The organism is Acetivibrio straminisolvens JCM 21531 (assembly GCF_000521465.1).
Taxonomy (GTDB): Bacteria; Bacillota; Clostridia; order Acetivibrionales; family Acetivibrionaceae; genus Hungateiclostridium; species Hungateiclostridium straminisolvens.
Genome location: NZ_BAVR01000006.1, coordinates 1 through 13,288, shown reverse-complemented (window position 1 = coordinate 13,288; position 13,288 = coordinate 1). Strand labels below are relative to the sequence as shown.

Below are 13,288 nucleotides of genomic sequence, written 5' to 3'. Positions count from 1 at the left end.
TGTGTGGATTTGTCTTCAAACCTTATGTTGCTTCCCGTTAAAGAAGAAAAAAGGGCTGTACTCACAGCCCATTATAACTTGTGCAACTCATCTTACCACTTACTTTTCTCTTTCTTATGAAGTCACGTTAACCCGTTTTTACTCCCCTTACCTCATTAAATATTCCACTTCGTCTTTTTATCTCTTAGTCAGCGCCCTTTGCTGTCTCAGCTATATCTAGATACTTTTTAGCAATTGCGGATGCTTCCGCCCTTGTTATATTACCGTTACCCCTGAAAGTATTGTCAGGATAACCCGAGATAAGCGAAAGCTCAACTGCTTTTGCCACATAGCCTTTTGCCCAAGACCCTATCTCACTGTCATCCGCAAAGCCGGTAGCTTTAGCTTCCAAATTATCATAGCCCATTGCTTTTACAAACATAGCCGCAAACTCTTGTCTTGTAATATAGTTCGACGGTTTAAACGTATTGTCGGTATATCCTTTAATCCAACCGTGTTCGACTGCCGCGGCTATATACGGATATGCCCATTCCGGAATCTGCTCTTCATCACTGAACATGAGCTTTTTATCTTCCTTAGGCTTAATTTCAAAAAGTTTTACCAGCAGGACAGCCGCCTCAGCCCTTGTTATCTTATTATCCGGTCTGAAAGTATTATCTGTGTATCCGGCCAATATACCTCTCCGGATTAGTGCAACAATACTTTCTTTCGCCCAATGTCCGTCAATGTCCGTAACATGCGCACCCGGTATTTCAGGTTCAGTTTCAGTGACATAACGAACCAACTTTACAGTATATGTCTTATTGGTACCGTCTTCGGCAGTTACTTTAATTACTATACTTTCTTGCTTGTCAGATAACTTCAATGTATGCTCCTTAACATCTCCGTCTACTTTTACATTTTGAATTGTCATGCTTGCTTTTTCGTCTTCCAAATCCACAGTTATACGTATTTCTTTTAAGCCTTCGTCTATCAACAACTCATAATCCATTTTACTCTTATCAAAGTCAGGAGTAATTTTACCTTCACTAAATGCAAGCTTTGAAATATTCGCATTATTGCTTTTTGATGCGGATTCCGGCGGCAAAACGGGTACATTTCCACTTCCGCTACCACCATTATTTTGTGAAGGTTCTGACGGGCCATTAGGCTGTGTTGAGCCACCGGGTTCTGTCGTTCCACCGGGTTCCGTCTGTCCGCCAGGTTCTGTTGAACCGCCCGGTTCCTTATTATCGGGGACAAACTTGGCAATAAGTGTTTCGTCCTTTGTTACACAAAAACGATAATCCTTGTCGGTAGATACACATTCATCGCCGATATACCATCCCTCAAACTTATACCCGTCATATGCAAGCGCCGTTACCTTTGCGTAGTATCCCAAATAACGAATTCCCTGGCCTGCAACCATACCGTAACCGACATTATTGGGCAGAACATTAACCATGTACCAAGCATCGGATGCATCTTTTCCTTTAAGTTCCACATCAGATGCAATTGCCTTGTCATCTGCTCCCTTTAATGTGTAATTGGCAGAAGAACCGTTTACCGCATTTGTTTCATAGTCGTTTTCACTGTATGCAGGAAGCACTGCTTTTAATACGTCTCCCTTTTTAACACCAATATTGTAATAATTGATTATTCTTGTAATATCTCCAATAAGTCCGCTAAATTCATTTATCGAATAAGTAACTGTGCCTTTGTCGGACGCAATAATTTCTATGCTGTAATCGGCATCTGCGGGAATATAAACAATCTTTTCTCCATCTTCGTTCACGGCCGAAACAATAGTACTTCCGTTAATGCTCTGCGGTTCGTCAGATTTTATGGATGCTACCAATACCCCTGAATTGTTGTATACATTAACATCCACCGGACAGTTAACTTTTACGATTCTGTAAAGCATACCGTTTTTCAAGCTTACTTCGGCATTCTGAGTATAATTTTTATCCATTGACTGCAGCCACGCAAGACACAGCTCAGGGAAATGCCCTGCCATAATCCTGTCTTTGTTTTTACCAAACGTATTGATAATTCCTATACCAACTTCCCTATTTTCTTTGTCTAAAGGAATAGCAGTCAATAGCTCAAGCAAATTACCTTTGCCGTCTTTAGCCAAAGAATTCATAATAGATTCTTGGTATTTTTCTACATAATCGCTGCGATTTATTAAGACTTTAGAGATTGTCGAAATTGCATAATCCAAGAATATTTCTTGAACTCCAGGCCAAGCAAAGCCGTCAATGTCATATTTGTCATCGTTTTTAATATTATTAATACTTTCAATGTCCTCATATTTTTCTTTCATCTTGGCTTTTGCATTTTCATACCCGTAACTCATATTCAGAGCCGAAGGTATATACAGGTCCGTACCATAGCGGCCAAATCCCCAGGCAGAAGGTGCAAGTTTGGTAACTATATCGTTCGAATTAACAATATTAAATATGTTTTTGTAGCCCGAACCATCATTTGTCTGTGCCAATAACACGCCGGCAGGAGGTTCAAAGCAATATGCGTATATGTTGGAAGGATGTAGAGTCACAGCTTCTCCAAGGGAATGCAACCCTTTATCCAGTTCACCGGCAACCAAGTTTGCTACAGCGGCACCTCGGCTATATCCTGTTATCCAAAGTTTTATATCTCCCGTGATATTTTTTTCTTCAATATAATCTTTCAAAAACTCTAAAACTTTGGTTTTTGCTTTGCCGAATCCTTCATGCTCCCCTTCAGAGCCTATTTCAAAATTGCTTGCCCATTCTTTTGTATAGCTTCTGCTCCTAATGGCGACAGCTATAAGTGTATACTCGTCATTGCCGAAAGTTACTTTTTTATTGGCTGCCAAAACTCCAATAGTATTTACACTCGGTGCCGGATAATCTGCTTCAAATCCTTTAAAGCCCAAATCAGTCAGCAGAGCTTTGGCATTGCAAGTTTTGTCGTCACTGGCATTGCTCGGGAAAGCAGCCATTGCCAAATTCAATGACATTGTTGCAAGGCTTGGATTGTAGTTTTCCTTCCACGACTTCGTATTGGAAGGCTTCGAGAAATAATCATCGTCATAATAGCATATTGCCGTATAATCTTTCATATTGCCTTCCTCGCCATAACCCGAAGCATATTTGAACCCAACACCGCCGTTTTCCTGATTTTTCTTAACTGATATTGAGCCGTTCGCAGTCGCGTATAACTTAATATCATTTGCCACATTAACCGTTAAATTAATATTGGCAGTTTCTAAAACGGGTTTAAATCTTAAATTCCATTCAACTTGCTTTTCCGAAACGGATGTCAGATTTCCCATATCATGTACTTCCGTTCCCAAAATCTCTATATCATCCGCGCCATAAACTCCCGTCAACTCAAGTTTTGCCTTGACATTTTCCGCAGAGCCTCTTGAAGTTTTTACATTGGCTATAACCTTATAGATATAATAGCCTTCTTTTGATATTTCCACAAAGCTTGTTTGGGTCTCCACCCTGATTACTTCCTTTCGAACAGGAATATAAGTAATTGTTGTTTTTATATTTGCATTCCCGCCCGTTTTTACTATGAATGACTCACTTAAATCAAGCTTTCCTGTAAAATTGGGAATCACCCATATATCAAATGTCTTTTTCTCTCCGGGCTTGATTACCTCAAACAATTGTGATGTCGGATGTTCGTCGGAAAGTCTGTAATTTACTCCCTCTTTAAATTCAAAACTTACATTATAGAGCTCCGTATCGGATACATTTTCAAGTTCAACTTCTACTAAGTATAACTCATCTTTATATGCATACTCTTCAGCTTTTACACGCATAACAAGAGCATCATCTCCCCATACCTTAACGGGTTCTTCCGTCGTATAAACCGCATTGATAAGTTCTCCAAAAGGCTGTAATATTCCGTTAAATTCAGCCTGAAGGGTGTACTCCCCTTTTATATCTCCCCTTAATACCCATTTAGCCTCTTTTGTTTCCCCGGGAGAAATGGTATCCATCTCTACTTTAGTGCTTGAAGAGTAGACTGACGGCATAAATGTCAAGCCTTCGGGCACTTTCAACTCCGCCGTAGAATTTGTAATTTCAAATGGCGTTCCTTCCTCAGCAGTATTTTGCATAACCAGGCTAACCTCAAAGAATTCCTTGAGCCAACTTGCTTTTGCAGGGATTATTAGATAGTAAACAGTTGGCGGTACCTCAGGGTGATTAGGGCATGGTACTACCTTTGGATATATTACATAATCCCCGTAAGAATGACCCCAGGATGAGTCCTCGCCTCCGAACAATATACGGCCACTTCCGTTTACTACGTATTTTACTTTTCTAAAGCCCAGAACAATATTGCATTCATAAACCCATTGATTTTCAGGATCGTGCACATCAATTCCCGCATTAACGATCTCATCCAATGTCATTCTTTCAACTTTTAATTCTCCGGTAACAATTTCAGCCTTCTTGATTGGAATCTCAAGCTGTACCAGCTTTCCTTTTTCAAGTAAAACTTCATTGTAAGCTGCACTATAACCGTTTTTATAAACGAATATCTTATATTCTCCTTCTCCCCCGGCCATTTTAACAATTCCCTTACTGTTTGAAGTAAATTCTTTAGTCGAATTGTCCGCCAATCGAACCAGAACCTGTGCTCCCTCTACAGGATTGCCTCCCGCTTCGTCAACAATCTTCACCTCGAGTCCGCATGACTCATCATTTGATGCCACATACACTGTCGTTGTACTACTTGCTTTATTTCCTGTCGGGTCATAAACAGTAAGAGTTACAATATACTTTCCTTTCTCTTTATAAGTATGTGCAGCTCTTGCCGTATTTGCAGTATTTCCGTTTCCAAAATCCCATTCATATCTTTCAATGCGGTCATTGTCATATGAACGGCTTGCGTCAAATTCAACTTCCATGCCTAAAATGACAATCTGTTCATCGCCTGCAACAGCCACCGGCGCAATTGTGTCAACCCCCGTCGGTGCAGCTTCCACTTCATTGCTCCAGCTGTAGTTACCTCTGATATCTACGCTTTAACCATATAGTAATAGGTTTTGCCGTATTCAACTTTATCATCAACATACGACTTTTCTTTTGATTGATTTATGCATACATAGTCATCCATACTGCCCGGCACTAAACTGCGGTATATCACAAATCCTGCAATGTCGCTTTCTAAGCCGCAAGTCCATGACAAATCCACTTTGAAATCCCCGGGAGTTGCAACAAGCACCGGAGCTTGCGGAGGAAGTACATTTAGCTCATATGTAACCTCAAAAGCGTCACTTACATTACCTGCTTCGTCTATAGCCACAGCTTGCAAAATATACTTTCCGTCGGACAAACTGAAGGTATCCCAATCAAAACGCACTATTTCTCTGTATTTTCCAATATTTTTCTCATCAATGACAGTCCATACACTGTCTCCTTCTTTTTTGTACTTTAGGGTAACCTTTGCCACCTTATAATTATCCTCTGCCAGTACGCTAATATACGGATTTGCCGGAAGCATGGTTCCTTCTGCAGGTGACATGGCAAGAATTTTGGGGTTCTCCGTATCTTTTTCATAGTTCAGGAGGTTACAAGTCACTACTTCTGACGGCAAACCCTCATTTCCTGCCATATCGACTGCCGTTACTTTATAGTAGTACGAAATATTCTGCATTACATCATGGTCAGTGTATTTTACACCCCTGTCATTATAGTTAGCCTGGTAAACTTCTTTGATAGCTGTATACGGTCCGGCTTCACTAGTGCTTTTATATACTCTGCAATATGCAAAGTCGTCATCTAAAGGTATATCCCAAGAAAGCGTTATGTATGAATAACCTGCTTCAACTTTCATATTTTCAGGCTTTTTTGGAGCAGTACGGTCCACAATGTATTCTACGATTGTAGTATTCTGAGTCGTATTTCCCGCCTTGTCTGTTGCAATGGCTCTAACGTAGTAATTTCCTTCTTCAAGCTCTGAAACATCCATGTCATAATTAACAGTGACATCTTTCGATTTACCGTCCAGTTCAATTACCGTAACATCGCTCCACTCATTCATATCGGGAGATATCTGGAAAATAATTGCCTTTATGCCGCCATTGTCATTTGCCCGTGCATAAAGATGAATTACATCATTGTAACATCCCGGATTCGGTCCTATTTTTGATATGTATGGAGGTACTTTATCCGATGAAATGTTCACTTCTATTTCATCGGAGTAAGTTCCCCTGTTTCCGTAAATATCATAAGCCACTACTCTAAACCAGTATGTAGAATCATAATCAAGTCCTGTAACTTGCATACCAAGTTTGTTTTCTACTTTGCCTGCACTTTTAAACTCTCCGTTTTGAGTATTCTTACGCTCCACCTCAAAATATGCAAAATCCTTGTCAGGCACCATATTCCACCGCAGCACAACACTGTTTGCATATTCTTCGGCACTGACTCCTTCAACCTTTGCAGGCCCCTGTCTATCTATAGTGTATGTGCGAGTCAGGCTTCCATCGCTTTCATTGCCTGCCCTGTCAATTGCAATAGCTCTGACTAAAATTTCCCCGTTTATATTTGGTGTATCCCATGTAAATTCTGCTCTTCCCGTGCCATAGGTAAGCTTTGTTGCCACATCAATCCAATTATTGCCCTCGTCCAAAGAATACTGCAGCTTTATAGCTGAAACCATAACATTATCTTCAGCTTCGACTGTCACATTAGCATTAGCTCCAAAGGCCTTGCCGCTTTCCGGCTTTATTGAATATACAACAGGACTTACACTGTCCCCTCCTAAAGCCTTTACAGAAACAATATTGGACGATTGACTTTCCTGCTTGAATCTGTCAAAAGCTGTGACTCTATAGTAATATACTTCTTCGTTTTTGACCGAAATATCCGTATAGGCACTTACAGTACGCCCTATAACCTCTTCTATCGGTAAAAACTTTTCCGAATCACCGGCAGAGCGGTATATCCTGTAACCTTCAACATCAGCTTCTTTCGGACACTCCCAGGTCAATTCCACCTGTCCGTTTACCGACTCAGCCTTAAGGTTTTGAGGTGCCGAAGGTACATCTCTGTCAATATCATAAGTTACTGTCACACTGCTGGCTACTCCTGCAGCATCATATACCGAATAACGAACATTGTATTTACCCGTTTTCAACGGTCTTATATCCCACAAGACGGAATAATACCATGTTGAGGAATCCGCCTCAAAAGGACCGGCTATGTTTCCGGTAATTGTTACCCAATTGATTCCGTCTGCTGAATACTCAAATTTTGCTTTTTCAACCCATCTCTTACCGCTCGTGGTAAAGTACACCCTTAGCTCCTTACTCTCGGCTCCTCCCAATATATCCATATCCTGAGGACTTACCCTGACAATCTCGGGATTTAAAGGAGCCGCACTAAAGGAAGCGCTCTCTTCCGAAATATTATTTGAAGCATCGAAAGCTCTTACCGTATAAGTGTAATTTTTGCCGGCTGTAAGTTCGGTATCGGTGTAGGACGCTGTTGGCGACGTACCAACCTTTTGTCCGTCTCTAAATATCTCATATCCTGCCACTCCGGTGTTATCTGATGAAGCAGTCCATACAATCGTTATGCTCGAACCCGTTCTCGCTTCCATTCTTAATCCTGATGGAGCAGAAGGCAGAATATTGTCAGTGGTGGTAGTAACTTCTATGCTTTCACTGACATCCGATACATTCTTTGACGAATCCCGGGCCAAAACCTTGTAAGAATAAGTCACATTAAGCTCAAGCCCTGTATCCGTAAAGCGCGGCTCGACGGTTGTTCCCACTTCTTTTCCGTCCCTGTATACAATATATTCCGTCACTCCGACATTGTCCGTTGAAGCATCCCATGCAATGCTGATTACATTTGTTCCCCGTGCCACCAAAATTAAATTTTGCGGTTTTGAAGGTGCAATTCTATCCAGCACTACAGCCTTGCTGTCCTCCGAAACATTTCCCGTTTCATCAAAAGCTCTGACCGTATAAACATGATTTTCGGTTTCTGTCAAAGTAGTGTCGGTATAGTTAGTATAAATGGTTGTGCCAATCAGCTTTCCGTCACGATATATATAATATCCTGCCACCAAAACATCGTCAGTTGAAGCAGTCCAAGCCAGAGTAACACTGGTTGGAGAATTGGATACCAATCCCAAGTTAAGAGGTACGGAAGGTGGCAATGTGTCAGCTTCTGTCGTTACCCTACACTCTGCTTCTCCTGGTTCCGAAACATTTCCAAATATATCAACAGCCCTTATTTTATAAGTATATTCCCTTTCAGGCTTCAATGAAGTATCCGTAAAGCTTGAAGCAGGTGAAGTTCCTATCATTTTGCCGTCTCTGTAAATATGATATTGCTTACGCCGGCATTGTCCTGAGGTACATCCCATATCAAGTCAATTGTCGAAGCAGTCTTTGATACGGCTTTTATATTTTTTACTGTCTGTGGAGGAGTATTATCACACAATACAGTCTCGCTTTCATCCGATTTATTGCCGGATACGTCATAAGCCCTTACCGTATAATAGTAGCTTGTTGTTGAAGCTTTAAAACTGTCGGTATAGGTATTTTTATCCGTAGTATCAATCAATTTACCGTCTTTATAGATTTCATATCCGGTCACCCATGCATTATCGGTAGACTCTTCCCAGCTAAAAGTAATGGAAGTGGCTGTTTTATTAGTTATGCGCAAGCCTTTCGGTACGGATGGAGGCTCTGTATCTGCTTTAGTTGTTACAGTCACTTCATTGCTTGCCTCTGAAACGTTTTGTGACGAATCATATGCTTTAACGACATACTTATACGTCTGTCCCGGCATCAAACCGGTATCGGTATATTTCATCTCACCGTCCGAATTTTTAATATCTCTTATCTCTTCACCGTCCCTATATATTCTGTACCCTGCAACTCCGACATTATCCGTAGAACCTGACCATCCAAGGGTAACGGTAGTTTCTGTCGCGGAAACCACCTTCAATTCGGAAGCCGTCGGGCTTTCAGTGTCAGATGGCAAAACAACTTTCAAAGAATACGAACCCGTTGAACCAAAATAAACTTCTATATAATAGGTTTTATTTGCCGAAAGCCTTTGTTCAATTTTTAAATCATTGTTATATATTGTGCTGTGATAACCAATCGTTTTTTTATTTTCATCATACAAATACAAATACTTGTAACTGGTGTTAAAACTGCCTTTGCATATTATGGTATACAAACCGTCAGCGGGTGCGGTAAAACTGAAATAATCACGATCGTAAGTGTAAATTGATGTTCCGGAAACCTCACTTCCGGCTTGTATAACTGCAGCTGTATTAAAAGTATTTCCATAATCATCTGCCACTTTAAGAGGTTCACTTTCCAAGGATACATTACCCGATGAGTCAAACGCTCTTACGGTATAAACGTATGTAACACCTGTCTCTATAGTTTTGTCTTCATAATATGTATAGTTGCCCTTTACCTCTCCCAGCTTAACTCCGTCACGGTATATTTCGTATCCTTCCACCCATGCATCATCTGTGGATGCGTTCCATCTGAGGGCAAAGAACGTATCGCTTCCATCATAAAGTCTTAAGTTCTGCGGCACTGTCGGTGCTGTTTCGTCCTTATAAGTGGCTTCGCTTAATTTTTCGGATTGAAGCGAGTAATTGTATCCTGTGTCAAATGCTCTAATTGTATATTCGTAAACGGTGCCGGGATTCAATCCTGCGTCCGTATAGCTTGTGGTATCACTGTTGCCAAAAGCTCACCGTCTCTATATATTTCATAACCCTTAACCTCAACATTGTCTGTTGAAGCCTCCCAACTAAGAGTAATGCTTGTTACGGTTTTTGAAACTGCAGTAATGTTTGTCGGTGCTGTCGGCAGTTCGGTATCGTTAACAACCTCATTGCTGGGCTCCGATATGTTGCCGAATGCATCAACTGCCCTTACGCAATAAACATATATTTCCCCCGGTATTATGTCGGTATCTTTATATTCTGTTTCCGAAACAGTTGCCAATATACTGCCGTTTCGATATACAATGTATTCAATTTCCGTGCCGTCCTCCGAAGCTGTCCATGTCAAAGACACCTCCGTATCGGTTGACCTTGCAACCAAGTTTGCCGGAACTGTAGGAGCGTTCGTATCTTGTGAAAGTACAGGTGTATTCCTCTGAACTTTTGTCCCGTCCCCAAGTTGTCCATAACTATTCATTCCCCACGCCCACAGCGAATTGTCGGTTTTTATCGCTAAACTATGGTAATCTCCTGCACTTACAGCAATGACATCATTCAAATTCTTTACCTTTACCGGTTTATTGCTGTCTGTCGTGCTTCCGTCTCCCAACTGTCCATAATAATTATCTCCCCACGCAAATACTGTTCCGTCACTTCTTAATGCCAGACTATGGTATGCTCCCGCCGCTATAGCTATTACATCACTTAATTCCTTTACCTGTACCGGTTTGTTTCTATCCGTTCTGCTTCCGTCTCCCAATTGTCCATCCCCGTTATGACCCCAAGCGAATACCGTTCCATCGCTTCTTAATGCCAGACTATGGTATGCTCCTGCCGCTATAGCTATCACATCACTCAATTCCTTTACCTGTACCGGTTTGCTACTATCCGTTCTGCTTCCGTCTCCCAACTGTCCGTAATAATTATACCCCCATGCAAATACCGTCCCGTCGCTTCTTAACGCCAGGCTATGGGATTTTCCTGCCGCTATAGCTATTACATTGGTTAGCTCCTCTACCTGTACCGGTTTGATACTATCCCTTGTGCTTCCGTCCCCCAACTGTCCACGATGATTATATCCCCATGCAAATACCGTTCCGTCGCTTCTTAATGCCAAGCCATGGTTGCCTCCTGCTGCTATGGCAATTATGTCATTTAATTCCTTTGCCTGTACCGGTATATTCTTGTGAGTTGTGCTTCCGTCTCCTAACTCTCCACGCCAATTATAGCCCCAGCCCCACACAGTTCCATCGTTTCTTAATGCCAGACTATAAGCTCCTGCTGATGCAACCGCCACTGCATTTTGCATGTCTTTTACCTGGACAGCCACAGTCCTATCGGTATTTGTCCCATCACCCAGCTGTCCGTAGTTATTGCGCCCCCATGCATATATTGTTCCGTCTTTGAAAATTTGCAAGCTATGGTCCTGGCCTGCTGCCAACGGTACTGATTTTAATGTACCGGTAGTTACACTTATCGAATCACTCTCATTTGAATAGTTTTTGGACTTATCATATGCCTTTACGGTATATGTATGTGTTGAATTGTGGGGCACTGTCAAATCATCAAAGCTTGTTTGGTTTGCCTCACCGACTTTTTCTCCATTTCTATATATCTCATAACCTTCTACCCATACATTATCGGTAGAAGCATCCCATTTTAGAGAAACTGTTGTAACGGTTTGGGAAACCACTTTTAAATTCCGCGGTATAGACGGTGGTTCATTATCATTTATTATAACGCTCTCTTCTTCCGATTTATTCCCTGAAGAGTCATATGCCATTACTTTATAAACATGAGTCTTATCCGGCTCTACATCGTTGTCTTTATAAACAGTATCCTTTACCGTTGCAATCATTTTTCCGTCCCGGTATATCTCATATCCTGCCACAACATCTCCATCCGTCGATGCTTTCCAACTGAGTACAATACCGTCTTCTTCCACGGCAGCTGAAAGATTTTCCGGCTTTGTCGGCTTGTGTATATCTTTTGAGAGTACCGGAGTTTTTCTTGTCTCCTTTGTTCCGTCTCCCAACTGGCCATAGTTGTTTCTGCCCCACACCCACACTGTTTCATCACTTTTTAATGCTAGATTGTGGTATCCTCCTGCCGCCATGCCTATTACATCGGCCAATCCCTCTACCTGTACCGGCTTGCTGCTCCTCGTTGTGCTTCCGTCTCCCAACTGGCCATAGTCGTTATTTCCCCACGCGAATACCGTTCCGTCGCTTATTAACGCCAGACTATGAAATTCTCCTGCTGCTATGCCTGTTACATCGGTTAATCCTTTAACCTGTACCGGCTTGTTGCTTCTCGTTGTGCTTCCGTCTCCCAACTGGCCATAACTATTATGACCCCACGCGAATACCGTTCCGTCACTTCTTAGCGCCAGGCTATGGTATTCTCCCGCCGCAATACCTATTACATCAGTCAACCCTTCTACCTGTACCGGCTTGCTACTGTCTGTCGTGCTTCCGTCTCCCAACTGGCCATAATTATTATAGCCCCATGCAAATACCGTTCCGTCACTTCTTAATGCAAGACTATGGTATCCCCCTGCCGCTATGCCTATTACATCGGTTAGTTCATCTATCTGTACCGGTTTGCTGCTATTTTTTGTGCTTCCGTCTCCCAACTGTCCATAGGTGTTATCACCCCAAACAAATACCGTCCCGTCACTTCTTAGCGCCAGGCTGTGATTGCTTCCTGCGGCTATGGCTGTCACGTCACTCAATTCCTCTACTTGTACCGGCTTATTCTTTCTGGTTGTGCTTCCGTCTCCCAATTCTCCATACCAATTATAGCCCCAGCCAAATACCTTTCCATCGTTTCTTAATGCCAGACTATGGCTTTCTCCTGCTGCAACTGCCACTACATCTTGAATGTCTTTTACCTGAACAGCCACAGTCCTGTCGGTATTTGTTCCGTCACCCAACTGACCATAGTTATTGCGCCCCCATGCATATATTGCTCCGTCACTACGTACCTGCAGACTATGATATCCTCTTGTTGATATGGATGTAAACGCTTTACTGCTTTGGTCTTCAAACATATAACTCTCATCGTCTGCCAAACTAAAAATCACTATATTACCAGTCCCGTAATCTTCTTCATAGGTTTTTTCCGTTACTGAAACTCCCCCCTTTCCTTCATCGAATTCATTGATTAACTCACCATCCTGTGGCGACAACGTACTATTAGTTGCAGTATTATCCTCACCTACCTTGTCCTTTTTTTCTGTTGCCCCATCATTATCATTTTTTATTTGTGTTTCCATTGGATTTTCAATAGATACAGGGCTTAAAATGCCATTTCCCGCATCAGATGCTTCATCAATTGCGAGTACCTGCACAACTTGCCCAAATACCATAACAAAAACCAATAGAATTGCTAAGTTTGACCTCAAGCTTTTGTTTAGCATTTTTGTACCCCCAAACTTAAAATTATTTATATTTTTAAAATTAATACTTACTAAACACAGTAAAAAATCTTTAGAAGTTTACGTCTTAAAAAATAATGAAAATATATTATATTCCGCTATATTTTAACTTATAGGATTTGACTTGTGCAGTAAAATGTAAAACTTTATGCAGCG

Annotated in this window: 4 protein-coding genes; all 4 read right to left on the bottom strand. The window is 41.6% G+C overall.

The annotated features are described in order from the left end of the window. Positions 1-184: 184 nt before the first annotated feature. From JCM21531_RS17565 to JCM21531_RS02460, 4 genes are read right to left on the bottom strand one after another with little or no spacing between them, the layout of a single operon-like run. On the bottom strand, positions 185-4,969 hold the full coding sequence (locus JCM21531_RS17565; RefSeq protein WP_054846971.1) for an S-layer homology domain-containing protein: 4,785 nt from the start codon (positions 4,967-4,969) through the stop codon (positions 185-187). A 32-nt stretch (positions 4,970-5,001) separates the two neighbouring features. After that, positions 5,002-8,304, bottom strand: coding sequence for a fibronectin type III domain-containing protein (locus JCM21531_RS17560; protein ID WP_054846970.1), 3,303 nt, complete (start codon positions 8,302-8,304; stop codon positions 5,002-5,004). Then, entirely contained in the window at positions 8,301-9,677 is a 1,377-nt protein-coding gene (locus JCM21531_RS02465; protein ID WP_038287134.1) for a fibronectin type III domain-containing protein, read from the bottom strand. Before JCM21531_RS02465 ends, JCM21531_RS17560 begins: the two co-directional genes overlap by 4 nt. Next, positions 9,674-13,114 carry an RCC1 domain-containing protein gene (locus JCM21531_RS02460; protein ID WP_054846969.1) on the bottom strand — a complete coding sequence of 1,147 codons (3,441 nt, stop codon included), beginning with the start codon at positions 13,112-13,114 and terminating at the stop codon, positions 9,674-9,676. The genes JCM21531_RS02465 and JCM21531_RS02460 overlap by 4 nt, the downstream gene beginning before the upstream one ends. Positions 13,115-13,288: the final 174 nt, after the last annotated feature.

Excerpts from the sequence above, each read along its gene's own strand:
- JCM21531_RS17560 (WP_054846970.1), bottom strand. The coding sequence starts at position 8,304 with ATGATAGGAACTTCACCTGCTTCAAGCTTTACGGATACTTCATTGAAG.
- JCM21531_RS02460 (WP_054846969.1), bottom strand. The coding sequence starts at position 13,114 with ATGCTAAACAAAAGCTTGAGGTCAAACTTAGCAATTCTATTGGTTTTT.